We start from the raw sequence: 17,304 nt of genomic DNA on the forward strand, positions 1-17,304 counted from the left end.
GGGGCCGGCGTCGCCGCGACCGGCGCGGCGGTTGGCGCCGGTGCGGCCGGGGCCGCCTTGGCCGGGGCGCTGGTCTTGCCTTCAATCGCATCCTTGAGGATGGCTTCCAGGTCGGCCGGCATCGCACCCAGGCTTTCCGCTGGTGCGCCGTTGTTCAGCTCCGACAACTGGTCGGCCACGAACCCGGAGGCCATCAGCGCCGCCTCGATCGACAGCGGCGTCACCGGCGCGGCGCCGGTACGCAATGCGTCGAACAGATTTTCCGTCAGGTGGCACGCCGCCACCAGCGCCGGCAAGTTCATGAAGCCGGCGCCGCCCTTGATCGTATGGAACGAGCGGAACACGGCATTCAGCGTTTCCTTGTTTTCGGGGTCGCGTTCGAGGCGCAACAGGTGTTCTTCAACATTTACTGCCAGGTCCATCGCCTCGACGACGAACTCCTTGAGCATATCGTCCATTAGAATCCCAGATCGGCAAGAAGGTCATCGACACTGTCCTGGTTCAGCGCAATCGTCGGTACGGAAGGACCGCTCATCAGCTGCACCTCTTTTTGCGCCATCTTCTCGCGCTTGTCGGCCGGCGCGTTGTCGCGCAGCAGCTGTGCCAGTTCCGATTCCACCGTCTTGGTGATGACCACCACTTTCTTGATCAGCTGGCCCGTGATGTCCTGGAAGTCCTGCGCCATCATGATTTCCAGCAAACGGGCTTTTTCCGCCTCGGTGGCTTCGGACACGGCCGCCGCGAAGGCGCGGGAGTCACCCGCCAGCACCTTGAATTCGTCGATCGACAGCTTGCCGGCAAACAGCGCGGCCCAGCGGTCTTCCATTTCCTTGGATTTTTTCGACAGCACATCCTGCGCCGGCATGCCGTCGTCCAGCGTGTTGAGCACCTTGTTGGCGGCCTGTTCGGTCAGCGACGCCACATATTCCAGGCGGTCTTGCGCATCGCCGATTTGCGCCGACGCTTCGGTCAGCGCCTTGTCGTAGCCCAGCTCGCGCAGCGAGTCGTGCAACAGGCGCACGATGCCGCCCAGGCGCTCAAACATCGGGTTGCCGTCGTGGTCGCCTTCGGCTGCGACCGCTGGCGCCGCTTCAGTGGCGGAGGCAGCAGGTGCAGCTGCTGCGGCCGGGGCCGCTTCCGGCGTACGGGAAGCGGCAACTTCGTCAAACAGGCTTTCCAGGTCATCTTCCGCTGAAGCTGCCGGCGCCGGAGCCGGCGCCGCTGGTGCTGGATCTGCGGCGCGTTGCGCAGACACTTCATCAAATAGTGCGTCGAAATCATCAGCGGCGTTGGTCATTCCTGCTTCTCCATGTCTGTATTGGTTGCTGCATATACTGCATCACTGCTGTTTTACCTGGGCGCGGGCATTTAATTGATGATGCCCGGCAATATCAAAACCGCTGGTGCGAGTTTAGCAGGGCGCAAGCCGGTTGTTCAATCGCCGGTACCGGAAAGCCGCTCACCATCCCCCTGCGGCGTGGGTAAAACCAAGTTTACTGTTGTATTTGCAGATACTATCATCGCTCGCCGGGCGCAGGGGCGCAATGCATGACAATTCGATGCTTCTATGCAAAAAAGACATCCCTGGCCACATTCAATTTGCGCTATACCCACGGGTTTATTGACAATTATCAAGACGTTATCACCCTACCATGGTCCAATCCGGGGCTACAATGAAGGTGCCAGCGCCATCTTCAGAGGGAAAGGAGTTCGATATGTACCGGAAAATCCTCATTACCACCGACGGTTCCGCGGTATCCAGCATGACGGCTTGCGCGGGCGTGAAATTCGCCCAGCAAATGGGGGCGGAAGTATTGGCGCTGTTTGTCGCGCCGGAATATCAATACCCGATCTATGTGGAAATTATCCCGCCCAGCTATCCCAGCGAAGAGGAATACCGCGCGGCGATGCAGCGCGCCGGACGCGAACACGTGCAACCGATCCTGGACGCGTGCGAAAAGAAAGGGCTGGCATGCCACGGCATCACGGCCTTTGCGGAAAGCGCGGCGCAGAAAATCGTCGATGTGGCCAACGAACATGGCTGCGACCTGATTTTCATCGGTTCGCACGGCCGCAGCGGCTGGGGCCAGCTGCTGCTGGGCAGCGTCACCAACAAGGTGCTGTCCCACTCGAAAATCCCGGTGCTGGTGCACCGTTTGCTGAAAGAACCCCTGCCGGATTAATCCGGCGATCCAAAACCGGGCGGCAGTGATCCAGTGACTATCTGCCGCCACTGACAAGGCCAACATGATTCGCATAGTCATTGCTGACGACCACACCATCATGCGCGAAGGTCTGAAGCGCATCCTCGACGGAGCGCCGGACATCGACATCACCGGCGAAGCCACCGACGGCTTCGAAGTTCTCAACCACGTGCGCCAGGGCGGCTTCGACTTGCTGCTGCTGGACTTGTCCATGCCGGGCCGCAGCGGTGTCGAGCTGATCCGGCAAATCAAGAGTGAAGCGCCCAAGCTCAACATCCTGATCCTCACCATGCACGAGGAAGAGCAATATGCGGTGCGCGCGATCCGCGCCGGCGCGCAGGGCTACCTCACCAAGGAAAGCGCAGGCACGCAACTGGTGGGCGCGATCCGCCGCGTCGCCTCGGGTCGTCCCTACATCAGCACGGAAGTGGCGGAACAGCTGGCGCTGAACATCATGATGCCTGGCGAGCACTTGCTGCATAAACAATTGTCGGACCGGGAATTCGAAGTGTTTTCCCTGCTGGTGGGCGGCAAATCCATCACAGACATCGCCAACGGCCTGCATTTATCCGTGAAAACCGTCAGTACGCACAAGACCCGCATCATGCAGAAAATGGGCATGAACTCATTGTCTGAGATGGTGCAATACGCCGTCGCACACCGCTTGCTGGCGCCGTTCAAGACGTAAATCCCGCTTCCCGGCGCGGCCTTTCGTTAGGAAAATTCCTACAAGGCTGCGTCGACTCCTACCCGTATATTCAGCGCCCGCTGATATCCGTGCTTGGCCTCGGTTGGCATACTGAAACCATTCAAAAAGTTGCCGAATAGTTATAACTCGTGGTCAATACACGTAGTGATTCCTATATGGCACGACAACCGACAATGTCCCAGGGATGGACCAAGCTACAGGAGATCACCATGCAGTCCACACATCTATCCGATTTACGTCCGGCAACAGCGCAGCCCACTGGCGCAGAAGCCGGCCGCCAGCGTCAAGGCCGCCTCTGGTCGAATCTGCGGGAAGTTTGCGACTTGCTCCATATTCCGACCACCAACATCCCGTCCAGCGACGAGCTGTTGTTCCAGCATGTGCAATTCAAAATGGGCCAGCGCGTCCACACCATCGGCCAAGCCTTCGATACGCTGTTCGTCGTCAATTCCGGCTTCCTCAAAACCGTGCTGATCGATGAATTCGGTAATGAACAGGTACTGAGCTTCCCCATGAAGGGCGACATGATGGGCGTCGACGGCATTCATACCCGCCATTACGCATCGGAAGCCGTGGCGCTGTCGGATTGCGACCTGATCCTGCTGCCGTTCCGCAAGCTGGCGGCGCTGGGCCGCGCCCACACGGAACTGGAAAACCTGCTGTATGGTGTGATGAGCCGCGAACTGGTGCGCGAACAAACCATGATCGGCATGCTGGGCGCCCTGTCGGCCGAAGCGCGCGTGGCGCGATTCCTGGTGTCGCTGGCGGACCGGTTTGCCGCCATGGGCTACTCCAGCAAACTGTTCAACTTGCGCATGACGCGCCATGAAATCGGCAGCTACCTGGGCTTGACGCTGGAAACCGTCAGCCGCACGCTGTCGGCCTTTAATGAAGTGGGCTTGATCAGCGTGGACCAGCGCACCATCGGCATCAAGGATGCGGACGCGCTGAAAAACCTGCGCCGCCTGCCACCGTCGCGCTCGCGCAGCCGCCAGCGCGCAAGGGCCGAAGCCACCGCCGCGGCTGCGTCAGTCGGCCCCGCGGTGCAACTGGCCACCGCCTGACTGCCGCACCGCCAGCATCGGCCCGCTTCGGCGGGCTTTTTTTATATCGGTCCCTGTAAAATTCACTTGCAAAGTTAATAGCAATGCTCAATAATAAAAATGAGAATCATTATCATTTATTAGGAGCCATTGCATGCACAGTGCCAAAAATACGTCGCCTCTCACCGTCGTCCCGGCTACCCCGGTGACGTCCAACGAGCCCGCTCCTGTCCGTCGCGTCACCAGCGCCGCGCTGATGCAAGACCAGCGTGAAGTGGAAATCGAACACAACAACAAGATTTACCGCCTGCGCATTACCCAGCTGGGCAAACTGATTCTGACCGCTTAACGCCCCTGGTCCCCGTCATACCTGCAACGCCGCACCACCAGCAACACCTGCCAGCCATCCGTCCCGCGCGGTAGCCAGCCTCCTCACGTATCCGATTTCGCAAGGAGAGCCTGATGGCCAGCATTGACCGTACCGATCCGCTTAGTGATCCGCTTAGTGATCCACTTCGTGATTCCCTCTTCGATCCCATGCCGGGCCAGCGCCCGGAACTGATGCTGTCCGCCGTGCTGCACTTGATGTCCCATTACACAGCCAACGCAGGCGAAGGCGGCTGCGTCAAACTCGCCTCGGTGATCGAGCGCCATTTGAAAGCCCTGGCTACGCTGCCCGGCCTGGCGCCCGTCCTCGCCGCCACGTGCCAGCAACTGTCGGAACAGTGGGCCGGCGAGGTGGAACGGGCCATGCCTGCACAGGAAAGCTTCCTGGCCCGCATCATGGCGCGCCATCGCACTCCGGCGCCCGCGCTGTAACGGAGGACGCCATGTGCGACAAGCATCAACCGGAACCCGCCATGCAGCAGGTTCCACAACCGCAGGCAGCGGCACAATCGTCGCGCCGCCGCAAGCTGTGGGAACTGGCCCCAGCCTGTCATTGCCCGCTGGTCGGCGTCGGCATGCCGCTGGCCGCCTTGCGCAAGCTGGTCGGCAAGGTCACCGGCGGCACCGTGATCGCCGGCGACTACGACGTCCATGTCGGCGTCGTCACGGAATGCGGCGCCCGCAACCGATTGTCCGAAGCGCTGCAAAAAGAACTGGACCGGCGCTACGCCCCTGTCTTGCAGCGCTTCCGCGCCGCCCGGGATACCGGACAGGTGGCCGCCCTGTGGCACGCGGCTGTCGCGCGCGGCGACGTGGCCGGCGCCTTCTGGGCCGCGCTGACCCATGCGCGCTGCACCACGGAACTGGAAGAACAGATGTGCCGCGACCTGCACATGATCCAGCACCAGGCCGGCGCCTGCGTCCGGGCCGATCTGGCGCGCTTCAGCGCCACCGTGGATGAGAACGCCCAGTTGACGCGCGAAATGGCGCGCCTGCAGCAGCGCCACGCCGCGCTGCAACAAGAGTGGCAGGCGGAGCGCGACCGCCACGGCGCGCAAATGATGCAGTTGCGCGCGCAGGTGGTGGGCCGCGACAGCCTGGCCGATTCGCTGCGCCACGAACTGGAACAGTTGCGCACGTCGATCCCGGGTCTCGAAACGCGCGACCGCCTGGCGCAGCGGCTGGCGCTGGCCGATGACCGGGAACGGGCGCTGCGCCAGCAAGTGCAGGATTTAAAACAGGAATTGGAGGCGCTGCGGCAAGAACGACGGCACGAACAGGCGCGTGCCCCTGGCATAACAGACAACCTGCCGCCGGCGCCGGCGGAACCGCACAACGTCATCTGGCTGTCGCAGCGCAACGTGCTGTGCGTGGGCGGCCGCAGCGGTAACGTGGCCAGCTACCGCGCGCTGGTGGAACAGGCGGGCGGCCAGTTCGCGCACCACGACGGCGGACTGGAAGACAATGTGGCGCGGCTGGAAGCAAGCATGGCGGCGGCCGACCTGGTGATTTGCCAGACCGGCTGCATCAGCCACAGCGCCTACTGGCGCGTGAAGGATTACTGCAAGCGCACCGGCAAACGCTGCGTCTTTGTCGACAACCCCAGCGTGTCGAGCCTGGCGCGCGGACTGGAAGAAGCCGGCGCCTGACCGTCCGCCGGCAATGAAAAGGCGCTGTCTGCAACTTTCGTGGAACTCTGCTTTTCGCTCCCGGTCCAAGCAATATCATCCCGGGACTGGAGACAGATCATGGAAACGCAGGCATTCGCATCGCTGTTGGCGCAACTGGCGTTACTGACTTCACGGCAATGCGCCCAGGTTCAGGTGCGGCTGGGGCAGACCGACGCCAGGCAGCACGTGGGCAAGCTGCTGGACCAGGCGGCGCAGGAAAAACTGTGCTGTCCGCGCTGCGCCGGCACCCGCTGGTACCGGCACGGCCGCGAAAGCGGCCTGCAGCGCTACCGCTGCCGCACGTGCGGTAAAACCTTCAATACGCTGACCGGCACGCCGCTGGCCAGGCTCCACTATAAGGAACGCTGGCTGGCCTACCTCGACGGCATGCTGGCGTCGCACTCGCTGCGCCATGCCGCCAGCCGCCTCGGCGTGCACCGCAACACCACGTTCCGCTGGCGCCACCGCTTCCTGGCGCTGCCGCGCACTGACCGCGCACCGCTGCTGCATGGCATTGCCGAGGCCGACGAAATGTTCTTGCTGGAGTCGCAGAAGGGATCACGCCACCTGGACCGGCCGCCGCGCCGCCGGGGCGGGCACGCACGCCGGCGCGGCATTTCACACGAGCAGGTGTGCATCCTGGTGGCGCGCGACCGCAACGGCCGCACGCTCGACTTCGTCACCGGGCGCGGCGCGCTCACCAGCACCGCCCTGCACCAGTGCCTGCGGCCGGCGCTCGATCCCGACATCCTGCTGGTGACCGACGCCAACGCGGCTTACCGCGCCTTTGCCCGCGAGAGCGGGATCACCCATGATGCGGTCAACCTTCGCGCCGGTGTGCGCACGCGCGGCGCGCTGCATGTGCAAAACGTCAACGCCTACCACAGCCGTTTCCGGGCCTGGCTGCACCGTTTCCACGGTGTCGCCACGCGCTACCTGCCGAACTACCTGGGCTGGCGCTGCATCCTTGATGCACATCGCATCGATACCGCGGAATCTCTGCTTAAAGCGGCAATTGGACTCTTTCCACGGTTTGCGGGGACATAGCCAATGAAAAAGCCCCGCTAGGCTCGCGCCTGCGGGGCTTTTTTTGACCGTCTGGCCACTTGCGCGGCCAGCATTCCAGGCTTCGATTAGAAGTTGTAGGAACCGGTCAGGTAGAACGTACGGCCCATCGTGTCTGCGTAACGCGGGTCGTAGCCAACCTGGTGGCCCGACGATGCACGCAGCGTCAGAGGCGGATTGCGGTCGGCGATGTTCTTGATGCCGGCGCGCAGCGAAGCCGCTTTGGTGATGGCCCACTTGCCTTGCCAGTCGAAGGTCAGGTACGACGGAACGTGCAGGCGCAGCGTTTCGTTGACCTTGGTGTTCATGTTACGCACCGACTGCTCCGCATCGGTGTAACCGTTGCGGTAGTTGGCCACCAGCGAGTTGCTGAACGCGCCGGTTTCCAGCGTGTTGGTCCAGCGAACGATGTGGCGGAACGACACGGCATCATCGATACCGAAGAAGTTCATGTCGTTGGTCCACACATTGCTGGTGCCTGGCACGGTGTAGTCAGCCTTCAGCAGGTAGGTGCCTGCCAGCGTCGAATCCAGCTTGCCGAAACCGAAGCGGTGACGGTAAGTGGTTTCCCAGTCAATACCCTGGTTGTGGGTCTGGCCAATGTTGATCGACAGCGTTTTCTTCGCCCAGTAGGTGTTGCCGGTCGACGGTTCGGTGTAGGTCGTGAACAGTTCACGGAACTTCACTGGATCAGCAAAGATCTGCGCTTCGTTGACGGACGACACGGCGTCACGCAGTTTCACGTCCCACAGGTCAGCCTGGATCGAGAACGACGCGGTCGGCTCGATACGGAAGCCCAGCGTGTATTGCTTGGATTTCTCTGGCTTCAGGTTTTCGTTGCCGCCCGAAATCACGTTGTACTGGGTCTTGCCGATACGGCAGAAGTTCGGGTTTTCCTTGGCCAGGTTGGCCGGGCAATCCCACGAGCTGGCGGTGAAGCCTGCGTTAACCAGCGGCTGGCCGATGTCCAGCATCGAAGGCGCCTTGAAGCCGGTGCCGTACGAAGCGCGGAACAGCATGGTTTGCGACGGCTGCCAGCGTGCCGACACCTTGTAGGTCGACGACGACTCTTTGGCACCCATGGTGCGGTTGGCGATCGCGTTCTTCACGGCTTCGAACGTGTCGTAGCGCGCCGCGCCGCTGATTTCCAGGCCCTTGATGACTGGAGCATTCACCTCGGTGAATACGCCGTAGTTGTTGCGCTCCAGGTCATACGCTGGCGAAGCGTTGAAGTTGTAGATCATCGTGCTGTCGGCGTTTGGCGTCTGCACGTAGTGGTAGTTACGGTAGTCACCGCCCACTGCGATCTGTGCTTTGCCGCCTGGCAGCGAGAACAGTTCGCGCGAACCGTGCGCATCGATACTCTTCAGGGTGGTCGACGCTTCACGGATCGAGCCATGGAAGATCGAGTTGGCGATCAGGGCCTTGGTGGCGTCCGATTGCGCGCCGATCGGAGCGAATGGATCGAACTGGTTCTTGGCCAGCATGTCGCGGAACTCGGTGTTCTTGGCGTAGCCGCCGACGTAGCGCTCGTCGATCTTGTTGCGCGACCAGGTCAGGCCGGTACCGAAGTCCCAGGCGCCGACGGTGCCTTCAGCACCAACCACGAAGTTGGCCGAGTCGGTCAGGGTCTGGCTGGCGCGTGGACCCCAGTCGTAGGTACGGTAGTTACCCGAAATGGTGCGGATCGCGGCTTGCTGCGCGGTGGTCAGGTTTGGCGCCACGTACTTGGTGTACATGTCGGTACCTTTGGTGATCGTGAACGGCGCGGTGTTCGCCGCGATACGCGCGGTCAGGTCCAGGCGCGAGAAGGCCATTTCCGTGAACACGTTGATGTCCGGGGTTGCCTTGAACGTTGCCTTGCCGAAGAACGAGTCACGCTTGCTCTCTGGTACCACTTCAACCATGGTCACGAAGTCGAATGCGCAGTTCTGCACGGTTGCGGTGTTGACCAGCGATTCGTAGTTCAGGGCCGGGCATTTGCCGTTGGCTTTCAGGAACGGGCTGAAGCCGACTGGCGACAGTTTGCTGTCGGCCGTGAAGGCGACGGAAACGTTCGCTGGAATGGTCGCGGTGCTGGTACGGTCGTAGACGTACGGCGTGCCATTGTGCATGAATGGCAGGTACGCGGTCTTGGAGAACTCGCGGTCGGTCGATTTCATCGCCGCCTGTTCGTCGTGACGGTACGACATCAGCACGTTGTAGCGGTTTTCTTCCAGGTCGCCGAAGCCGTAGGTCAGCGCAGCGTAGCTGTTGCGGCCGGCGCCGGACTGGCCAGGCTGGCGGTATTGCGCTTCAACGTTGCCGCCTTGCATGTTCTTCTTCAGGATGAAGTTGATCACGCCGCCGATGGCGTCGGAACCGTACAGGGCCGAAGCGCCGTCGGTCAGGATTTCAACGCTCTGCACCGCGCTCATTGGAATCGCGTTCAGGTTGATCGTGGAGCCGGAACCTTGTGGCGCGATACGGCGGCCGTTCAGCAGCACCAGCGTGTACGATTCGCCGATACCGTGGATGTTTGCCGAAACGCGGCCACCCGAGTTGGTGCCGGCGGCGACTGCTTCAATGGTGAAACCTTGCATCGAAGGCAGCGCCTGGATCAGGTCGGCAACGGTGGTCGCGCCCGATTTTGCGATGGCTTCTTGCGACAGGCGCTGCACTGGCAGTGCGCCTTCCACGTTGATGCGCTTGATCGCGGAACCCGTGATTTCAACTTTCTGGATTTGTTCTTCCGCGCCTGCTGCGCCGGCGAACAGGGCCGAACCGGCCAGGACTGCGAGTGCCAGGCGCACGTGACGGGCGCCGATCTTCTCTTGCAAATTCATTCATTACTCCCTGTAATGTGGGTGAAAAACAATGAGCAAGGGGAATGCAAATGCAAAAACGTGCCTGGCGGTCTGTCAGATCGTATGCGGGGAAAAACGCAGGAAATGGGACGAGAACTAGCTCAGCGACGGGTGCAGGAACTACCAGCCATTGCTCAATGGGAACGGATTATGCAAGGCTTTTATGGTGCAAGGACAGGTTTTTTCGACAATTCCGTTACATATCAGACATGAAATTGCAATAAAAGTAGAATGTTTAGAAAACTTTGTATCAGATCAAATTTAATTCCGGTTAACTGACCTAAAAACGAAGACAATAGTTGTGAATTCACAACAGCCAAACTATTGTTTAATTAATAAACATCTCTCTTGTAGCGATTTTCAGTTATCAGATCATCCAATTTGTCACGCCCCAGGATATCGCTCAACGCCCGGTCGACGCCGGCCGCCATGCCTTGCAAACTGCCGCACACGTAGATCGCCGCGCCTTGCGCCACCCAGTCGCGCAAGGCCGCGGCCTGCGCGGGCAGGATGTCTTGCACGTACCGGACGCAGCAGCCCTGCCCGCCGGCATCGCGCGACCAGGCCACGTCCAGTTGCTGCAATTGACCGGCCGCGCGCAGCGCGTCCCATTCGTGGCGATAGTGATAGTCGTGCTGGGCGTGGCGCTCGCCAAACAGCAGCCAGTTGCGGCCGTGTCCCGCCAGGGCCCGCGCCCGCAAATGGCCGCGCAGACCGGCAATGCCGCTGCCGTTGCCAATCAGGATCAGGGGCCGGTGTTCATTACCGTCCAGGCGGAAATGGCGGTGCTGGCGCACGCGCATTTGCAGGGTGGCGCCGACGGGCGCTTCGCGGCACAGCCAGCCTGACGCGACGCCGGCGCCCCGCTCTCCATGCAAATGCAGGCGCACCAGCAAATGCACGCGGCCGTCCGACGGGATCGACGCGATCGAATATTCGCGCGGCTTGTCCGGCTCGGCAGGGGCCACCACCTGCACCAGGTCGCCCGATTGCCAGTCCGGCAGCACGCCGTCTTCCGGTTCCAGTTCAATGTGATAAATCGGCGCCCCGCTGCTGCCTTCGTTGAGCCAGTGGCGCTCCGCCAAGCGCCACGCGCCAAACGCCGGTGCGCTCCAGTCCGGCGCATCGGTGGTGCCGGCCAGGTGGCTCAACGCATGGCGCCACGCCGCGATGGCGCTGTCCGCCAAGCGGTCCGCCTCGATGCGTTCCACCAGCGGCCGGGCGCCCTGCTGTTGCAGCCACGTGTCGAGCGCCCTTCCAAAACCACAATATTGCCCGTAGCTGCTGTCGCCCAGCGCCAGCAGCGCGTAGTGCAACTGCGGCAATGGCATCGTTCCCGTCATGATGCGGCCGACAAACGCCGCTGCCGCGTCCGGCGCATCGCCTTCTCCATACGTGCTGACAATGAACAGGATGCGCTCGGCCTGCTGTAGTTCGTCTGCGGACAGCGCCGACAGCGAACACAGGCGCACGGGCAGGCCCGCCAGGCGCAGGGTTTCCGCCGTCTGCGCGGCCAGTTGCTCGGCATTGCCGGTCTGGCTCGCATGCGCGACGATCCAGCCGGGGCCGGCTGCCTGCACCGCGGCGCGCCCGGCGGCTTCTCGTGCCGTTCGGCGGCGCCAGTCCAGCAACGGCGGTGCGCAGACCAGTCCATAGCTGATCAGGCAAGCTGCCGCCAGCGCCAGCCGGGTGGTATCGAGGGTGAGGATCATCGGTTATTCTTCTTCGTCCAGCATGGCGCGCATCGCGCTGCTGAACAATTCAGTACAGGCTGGGCCATCGCCCGTGCGCAGCACGAAGCGCGCCGCCAGGCCCTGCCGCTCCGCCAGCGCCAGCCCCTGTTCAGGACCGAGCACCGTCAAGGCGGTGGACCACGCATCGGCCGCCATGCATTGGGGATGGACGACGGTCACGGACGCCAGTCCGTTGCAGACCGGCATTGCGGTACGGGGGTCGATGGTGTGCGCATAGCGCCGGCCTTCATGCATGACAAACTTGCGGTAATCGCCCGAGGTGGCGACCGACAGGCCGTGCAGCGCCAGCACCATGTCGTCCAGTCCGCTGCCGGGCAACGGTTCCAGTTCCACCCACCACGGCTGCCCGTCCGGCCGCATGCCCGCTCCCCGCAACTCGCCGCCCACTTCAACCAGGAAATGTTTGACGCCGTGATGGGATAAAAAATAGGCGAGGCGGTCGACGCTGTAGCCTTTCGCAACGGCCGACAGGTCCAGCTGCACGCCCCCCGGCTGCAACGCGCGCCGGCGGTCGGGGTCGAGTTGAATGCGGGCAGCCTGGCGCTGTTCGCGCAGCAGGCGGATGTCGTTGGCGTCCGGCGGGGTATATGAATTGTCGCTGTGACGCTTGCCAGCGTTATCGGGTCCAAAACCCCAGCGATTAACGATGTGTCCGGCAGACGGATCGTACGCCTCGCCACTGAGCCGCCCCACGTCCACCGCAAAGGTCAGCACATCGAAAAACGCGCGGGGCAGCACGTGCCAGCTGCCGGCCGCCGCGCGGTTGAAGCGGCCCAGGTTCGAGTCCGGTTCCCAGTGGCTCATTTCCGCCACCACGATATCGAGCTGCTCCTGCAGCAATGCGTGCAAGCCATCCGGCGCCGGTTTGCCGGGCGGCGCGGCCAGCCGCACCGACCACGTGGTGCCCATGCTGTGGCCGGTGAAATCGTGCACGGCCGCGCCGGCCGGCGCCGGGTCGGAGGCGATATGGTTCGGCAATAAAACCCGGCGCATGGCGATCCTGCTCAGCTCCGGCTTATTGCGGCAACACTTCCACGGTGGCCGCGTACGAGGCGCGGCGCGGCACGACGGGGCGCGGCTGGCCCGGCTGCGGCGCCGCCATCGCCGGCCAGCTCGACGTCACCAGGTACATGCCTGCTTCCGGCAACGTGAACGTGATTTCACCTTTCGCATCCGTGCTTTGGCGGATTTCGCCCAGGGTGCCTCGGTAGCGCACGCCGCCCGGGATCAGGCTGAACGCCTGGTTGGCGGCGGGTTTGCCATCCAGCAGGAAGCGCCACGTGGCTTTCTCACCGGCGTGCATGTCGTTCGGGTGCGTGACCGGCACCAGTTCCAGGCCCGCGCCGGTTGGCTTGAAGACCGCGTCATCGGTCTTGTTGGCCGAGACGAACGTTTCCAGGCGGCTCTCCGTACGCGACACTTTCACGTCTTCCGCGCCGGCCGGCAGGTTTTTCAAATCCGCCTCGGCGCCACGGAACATCTTGTTTTCGCCATTGAGCTTGTAGCTGGCCAGCACGTTTTGCGACACCACCGACACTTTATAGGTGCCCGCCTTGGCCATCTGCACGTCGAAGGTCGAGCGCAGGCGACCCGTGACCGCATTCTTCGGTTCCACTTTGGCGCCGTCGGGTCCCGTCACGGTCAAGCCGTCCAGCTTCAGCGGCTGGTGGTCGATGGTAAACAAGTCTTCGGAAATGGCGGCATCCACCGTCACCCACGCATCCTTCGATTCCACCATCGTGGTCGATGGCAGCAGCCAGGGTTTGTGCGCGTACGCGTTCAGCGCGAAACCGGCCAGTGTCAGCGCCAGCAGTGGTTTGGTTGGGTTCATCAAAGCCGTTCTCCTTATTTATATAGTACGGTGACGTTGCCCAGCTCTTCCTTGCCCTTCGCCGTGCCCAACTGGCCCGGTTTCAACGGCAAGGTGAGCGGCACTTTGACGAGTTCGCGGCCGCCCGATTCGCGCGCCGCTTCCATCACCAGTTGATACTGGCCGGCCGGCAATTTGTCGATCGTGGCCGACGCCGCGTTGAACGTCAGCGTGTGTTCGCCCGGTGCGCGCGTCGCGCCGGACACGCCATCCATCGGCAACGTCACATCGCGCCCGGCCTTGCGCCACCACTGGCGCATGTCCTTGACCCACTTGGTGCCGCCATTGTCTTTTTTCTTTACGTCATACAGCACGGCCAGGTTGGTCACCACTTTCTGGTCCGCGTTTTCCAGCCAGGCGGCCACGTAAGGACGGTGGTATTCCGCCACGTTCAATTGCGGGATTTCAAACTTGACGGCCAGGTCGGCCGCCATGGCCTGGGCGCCGGCCAGCGGCAGCGTCATGGCGATGGAGTAGCGTAATTTCATGGAAAGACCTTAATGAATAAACAGCAAAGCAATGACAAACGGCACCAGCACGCCGAAGCCGACCACCGGCCACGTCGATGGGCGGTTGGCCGCGTGGAACTTCAATATCAGGAAACCGGTAATACAGAACACCAGGCAGCAGACGGCGAAAATATCGATGAACCAGTTCCAGGCCACGCCCGTATGGCGGCCCTTGTGCACGTCGTTGAGCCAGGAAATCCAGCCCCGGTCGGTATTTTCGAATTCCGCGGCGCCGTCTTCCAGACCGATGCGCACCCACGCATCGCCGCCGGCTTTCGGCAGCGGCACATACACTTCATCCACCGACCATTCCGCCGCGCGCCCGCCCACGTTGACCGACCATGTATCGCGCAGCCACTGTTCAGCCGCGTCCGGCAATGCATCCTTGGCGCCGTCGTGTGCTTCCGCATACGCCTTCAATTGCGCCACCAGCGGCGCAGGAACCGTGGCTTGCTTGCGCGTGACGGCGGGCCTGGCTTCGATTTGCGACGCATGGTTCAACGTGATGCCGGTAATACTGAACAGGAACATGCCCATCAGGCACAGCGCGGAGCTGATCCAATGCCATTGGTGCAGGTTTTTCAGCCAGACCGCGCGGCTGGCTTGCTTGGAAACGCTCAAGGGAATGCTTTCTTATTAGTGGGATACAGCCAGCGACTCGAAAATGATAATGATTATCATTTGCAGAGTCAATCAAACCTTCGGAAATTTACATAAATCTACTTTCATTGCTTGTATATTGCCAAATCATTGCGGCAAGTATTGAAAATGATAGTGAGAACGATTATCATTTACATCACTTGCCAGCCCATCCCCTCTCCGGACCAGCCAGCTTTCACATCCCTGAAACCCGCCTGGAGATTTTCGTGTCCGTCATCCGCAGCCGCAAGCACAATCCTGCCACCCAACCTCTGCTCACGCAGTCCATGCTGAACCACGCCCGGCTGAATCAGTCGCTGCTGGCGCTGGCCGCCCTCAGCCTGCCGCTGGCCGCATCGGCCCAGCAGGAAAAAACCATGTCGGAGGTGAAAGTCAATGCAGCAGCCGACGTGCCCTTCAAGGCCGACAAGGTGTCGTCACCGAAACTGACGCAACCGCTGATCGACACCACGCAAACCATCTCCGTGATTCGCAAGGAAGTGTTGCAGGAACAAGCGGCCTCGTCGCTGGTGGAAGCACTGCAAAATACGCCGGGCATCACCTTGCAGCTGGGGGAAAACGGCAATACCAGCGCCGGCGACACGTTCCAGATGCGGGGCTTTTCCGCGCAATCGTCGATCTTTGTCGACGGTATCCGCGACCTGGGCGCCGTCACGCGCGACGTCTTCAATATCGAGCAGATTGAAGTATCGAAAGGCCCGGCGGGCGCCGATATCGGCCGTGGCGCCGCCGCCGGCTACATCAACCTGTCGTCCAAGCTGCCGCAGCGTGAAAACGCGGTATCCGGCACGATCGGCTACAACTCCGGCGAAAAAGCCCGCGCCACCGCCGACCTGAACCGGATCATCGGCGACAACGCGGCATTCCGCCTCAACGCGATGGCGGAAGATGGCGGCCTGATGGGCCGTAAGGTCATCGACAAGCAGCGCCACGCGATTGCCCCGTCGCTCGCCTTCGGCCTGGGGACACCCACCCGCGTCTATATCTATTCGCAGCACGTGCGCTCGGAAGGCACGCCCGACGGCGGCATCCCGGCCATTGGCATCCAGGGCTTCAATCCAATTTTCACGGGCGCCGATGCCGCCGCCACCATGGCCATTGCCCGCTCCGCGCCGCGCGTCGGCCGCGAAGCATACTATGGCTACGGCAGCGACCATGAAAAGATGGATGCCGACATGGCGACCGTGAAAATCGAACACGAGCTGGGCGCGAAAACCACGCTGACCAACGTTACCCGCTATGGCCGCTCCAGCATCGACCGCATCCTCACCGGCATCAATGCCATTACCCCGACGGGCGGCGCCAACACCGCCACCTGGACCATTGCCCGCACCCGCCAGAGCGTGCTGCAGGAAAACAAGATCCTCGCCAACATCACCAACGTGGTGTCGGAATTCGCCGCCGCCGGCTTGCAGCATACAGTATCGGCCGGCCTGGAATTCATGTCGGAAGAACAGACGGGCCTGGGCCGCACGGGCCTGGGGACCACCACCGGCGCCAACCTGTACGCGCCGAATCCGAACGACGTGCTGGCCGCCTACAACCCGGTGCTGAGCGGCCAGGCCACGATCGGCAAGACCACCACCGCCGCCGTATATGCGTTCGACACCATCAAGCTGAGCGACCAATGGCAAGTCAACGGCGGCCTGCGCTCAGAGCACTACAGCGCCGAGACACTGCAAGCGCCGGCCGTGGGCGCCACCGTCGCCGCACCGCGCGTGACCAAATCCGACAACCTGAACAGCATGAAAGCCGGCATCCTGTATAAACCGGCCGACAATGGCAGCATTTACCTGTCGTATGCAACGTCCTACCTGCCACCGGGCGGCAACAACTTCACCTTGGCGGCCGACAACGCCAACAGCAATGCCAATGCCGCGCTGGATCCGCAAAAGACCACCAACCTCGAGCTCGGCACCAAGTGGGACGTGATTGAAAAGCAGCTGGCGCTGACGGCCGCACTGTACCGCACCGATAACAAGAATGAATTCACGCTGCAGGACGCCACCACCAACGACGTGTCGCAGCTGGGCAAACGCCGCGTGCAAGGGATCGAGCTGGGCGCGGTCGGCCAGATCACCCGCAACTGGAGCATCATCGCCGGCCTGGCCACGATGGATACCAGGATCCTGCAAGGCACCACGTTGAACAATGCGGTCGGCGCGGCCACCCGCTGGTCGCCGGACTTCACGGCAACCTTGTGGACCAGCTACAAGTGGAATGACGCGCTGAGCTTCGGCGGCGGCGTGCGCCACACGTCCGAGCAAAAACGCGTGGTCGATCCGGGCGCGAACATGGCGACCCAGAATACGCCGGCCATCCCGGCCTACACCGTGGCCGATGCCATGGCGTCGTTCAAGGTCAGCCGGAACGTCAGCCTGCAATTGAACGTGTATAACCTGTTCGACAAATTCTATGTCGGCACGCTGAACAACGGCGGTTCGCGCGCCACTGTCGGAGCGCCCCGTTCGGCGCAGCTGACGGCGAACTTCCTGTTCTGACGGGCATGACCATCCCCGCACAAAGCGGGGTGGTCGTCCCCGCGCAAGCAGGGATCCATGCTGCGTATCCTGCCTGCAGCCCATGC

General features: G+C 62.2%; 16 protein-coding genes. 8 read left to right on the forward strand and 8 right to left on the reverse strand.

Going from position 1 to position 17,304, the window contains the following annotated elements; translation table 11 throughout:
- Window positions 1-458, reverse strand: a 458-nt coding sequence (locus GJ700_RS33025; protein ID WP_195764088.1) for an Hpt domain-containing protein, incomplete at its 3' end; no start/stop codon positions are given.
- The gene (locus tag GJ700_RS33030) at window positions 458-1,297 is read right to left on the reverse strand and encodes a protein phosphatase CheZ (RefSeq protein ID WP_154382158.1); all 840 of its coding nucleotides are present in this window, start codon (window positions 1,295-1,297) and stop codon (window positions 458-460) included. The genes GJ700_RS33030 and GJ700_RS33025, both read right to left, overlap by 1 nt.
- Window positions 1,298-1,715: 418 nt before the next feature.
- Here GJ700_RS33030 and GJ700_RS33035 point away from each other — a divergent pair, with 418 nt between their 5' ends.
- The 7 genes from GJ700_RS33035 to GJ700_RS33065 all read left to right on the forward strand — a co-directional run bounded on the left by GJ700_RS33035 (window position 1,716) and on the right by GJ700_RS33065 (window position 7,060).
- Window positions 1,716-2,183, forward strand: a complete 468-nt coding sequence (locus GJ700_RS33035; protein WP_154382160.1) for a universal stress protein — start codon at window positions 1,716-1,718, stop codon at window positions 2,181-2,183.
- 64 nt (window positions 2,184-2,247) lie between these two features.
- Window positions 2,248-2,892: a response regulator gene (locus GJ700_RS33040; protein WP_154382162.1), complete on the forward strand. Its 645-nt coding sequence runs from the start codon at window positions 2,248-2,250 to the stop codon at window positions 2,890-2,892.
- A gap of 230 nt (window positions 2,893-3,122) precedes the next feature.
- Window positions 3,123-3,977: a Crp/Fnr family transcriptional regulator gene (locus tag GJ700_RS33045; RefSeq protein WP_154382163.1), complete on the forward strand. Its 855-nt coding sequence runs from the start codon at window positions 3,123-3,125 to the stop codon at window positions 3,975-3,977.
- Between the two features lie 133 nt (window positions 3,978-4,110).
- Entirely contained in the window at window positions 4,111-4,305 is a 195-nt protein-coding gene (gene hemP / locus GJ700_RS33050) for a hemin uptake protein HemP (protein ID WP_154382165.1), read from the forward strand.
- A gap of 188 nt (window positions 4,306-4,493) precedes the next feature.
- On the forward strand, window positions 4,494-4,775 hold the full coding sequence (locus GJ700_RS33055) for a hypothetical protein (protein ID WP_154382230.1): 282 nt from the start codon (window positions 4,494-4,496) through the stop codon (window positions 4,773-4,775).
- A gap of 11 nt (window positions 4,776-4,786) precedes the next feature.
- Entirely contained in the window at window positions 4,787-5,992 is a 1,206-nt protein-coding gene (locus GJ700_RS33060) for a DUF2325 domain-containing protein (RefSeq protein WP_195764089.1), read from the forward strand.
- A gap of 99 nt (window positions 5,993-6,091) precedes the next feature.
- Entirely contained in the window at window positions 6,092-7,060 is a 969-nt protein-coding gene (locus tag GJ700_RS33065; RefSeq protein WP_154382167.1) for an IS1595 family transposase, read from the forward strand.
- Between the two features lie 86 nt (window positions 7,061-7,146).
- Here the strand turns inward: GJ700_RS33065 and GJ700_RS33070 are convergent, their stop codons facing one another.
- The 6 genes from GJ700_RS33070 to GJ700_RS33095 form a co-directional block, all read right to left on the reverse strand.
- On the reverse strand, window positions 7,147-9,903 hold the full coding sequence (locus GJ700_RS33070) for a TonB-dependent receptor plug domain-containing protein (protein ID WP_154382169.1): 2,757 nt from the start codon (window positions 9,901-9,903) through the stop codon (window positions 7,147-7,149).
- 353 nt (window positions 9,904-10,256) lie between these two features.
- Window positions 10,257-11,636, reverse strand: coding sequence for a sulfite reductase subunit alpha (locus tag GJ700_RS33075; protein ID WP_154382171.1), 1,380 nt, complete (start codon window positions 11,634-11,636; stop codon window positions 10,257-10,259).
- Window positions 11,637-11,639: 3 nt separating this feature from the next.
- Window positions 11,640-12,671, reverse strand: a complete 1,032-nt coding sequence (locus GJ700_RS33080) for an FAD:protein FMN transferase (protein WP_154382173.1) — start codon at window positions 12,669-12,671, stop codon at window positions 11,640-11,642.
- 22 nt (window positions 12,672-12,693) lie between these two features.
- Window positions 12,694-13,509, reverse strand: coding sequence for a DUF4198 domain-containing protein (locus tag GJ700_RS33085; RefSeq protein ID WP_154382175.1), 816 nt, complete (start codon window positions 13,507-13,509; stop codon window positions 12,694-12,696).
- Between the two features lie 14 nt (window positions 13,510-13,523).
- Window positions 13,524-14,036: a DUF2271 domain-containing protein gene (locus tag GJ700_RS33090; protein ID WP_154382177.1), complete on the reverse strand. Its 513-nt coding sequence runs from the start codon at window positions 14,034-14,036 to the stop codon at window positions 13,524-13,526.
- Window positions 14,037-14,045: 9 nt separating this feature from the next.
- Window positions 14,046-14,678: a PepSY-associated TM helix domain-containing protein gene (locus GJ700_RS33095; protein WP_154382179.1), complete on the reverse strand. Its 633-nt coding sequence runs from the start codon at window positions 14,676-14,678 to the stop codon at window positions 14,046-14,048.
- A gap of 245 nt (window positions 14,679-14,923) precedes the next feature.
- On the opposite strand from GJ700_RS33095, the gene GJ700_RS33100 reads away from it, so the two are divergent.
- Entirely contained in the window at window positions 14,924-17,218 is a 2,295-nt protein-coding gene (locus GJ700_RS33100) for a catecholate siderophore receptor Fiu (RefSeq protein ID WP_371868238.1), read from the forward strand.
- Window positions 17,219-17,304 lie beyond the last annotated feature (86 nt).

Origin of the sequence: Pseudoduganella rivuli (assembly GCF_009674485.1) — a bacterium.
GTDB classification, from domain to species: domain Bacteria; phylum Pseudomonadota; class Gammaproteobacteria; order Burkholderiales; family Burkholderiaceae_D; genus Rugamonas; species Rugamonas rivuli_B.

Excerpts from the sequence above, each read along its gene's own strand:
- GJ700_RS33085 (WP_154382175.1), bottom strand. The coding sequence starts at position 13,509 with ATGAACCCAACCAAACCACTGCTGGCGCTGACACTGGCCGGTTTCGCG.
- GJ700_RS33035 (WP_154382160.1), top strand. The coding sequence starts at position 1,716 with ATGTACCGGAAAATCCTCATTACCACCGACGGTTCCGCGGTATCCAGC.
- GJ700_RS33080 (WP_154382173.1), bottom strand. The coding sequence starts at position 12,671 with ATGCGCCGGGTTTTATTGCCGAACCATATCGCCTCCGACCCGGCGCCG.
- GJ700_RS33055 (WP_154382230.1), top strand. The coding sequence starts at position 4,494 with ATGCCGGGCCAGCGCCCGGAACTGATGCTGTCCGCCGTGCTGCACTTG.
- GJ700_RS33060 (WP_195764089.1), top strand. The coding sequence starts at position 4,787 with ATGTGCGACAAGCATCAACCGGAACCCGCCATGCAGCAGGTTCCACAA.
- GJ700_RS33075 (WP_154382171.1), bottom strand. The coding sequence starts at position 11,636 with ATGATCCTCACCCTCGATACCACCCGGCTGGCGCTGGCGGCAGCTTGC.
- hemP (WP_154382165.1), top strand. The coding sequence starts at position 4,111 with ATGCACAGTGCCAAAAATACGTCGCCTCTCACCGTCGTCCCGGCTACC.
- GJ700_RS33040 (WP_154382162.1), top strand. The coding sequence starts at position 2,248 with ATGATTCGCATAGTCATTGCTGACGACCACACCATCATGCGCGAAGGT.
- GJ700_RS33030 (WP_154382158.1), bottom strand. The coding sequence starts at position 1,297 with ATGACCAACGCCGCTGATGATTTCGACGCACTATTTGATGAAGTGTCT.
- GJ700_RS33090 (WP_154382177.1), bottom strand. The coding sequence starts at position 14,036 with ATGAAATTACGCTACTCCATCGCCATGACGCTGCCGCTGGCCGGCGCC.
- GJ700_RS33070 (WP_154382169.1), bottom strand. The coding sequence starts at position 9,903 with ATGAATTTGCAAGAGAAGATCGGCGCCCGTCACGTGCGCCTGGCACTC.
- GJ700_RS33045 (WP_154382163.1), top strand. The coding sequence starts at position 3,123 with ATGCAGTCCACACATCTATCCGATTTACGTCCGGCAACAGCGCAGCCC.
- GJ700_RS33065 (WP_154382167.1), top strand. The coding sequence starts at position 6,092 with ATGGAAACGCAGGCATTCGCATCGCTGTTGGCGCAACTGGCGTTACTG.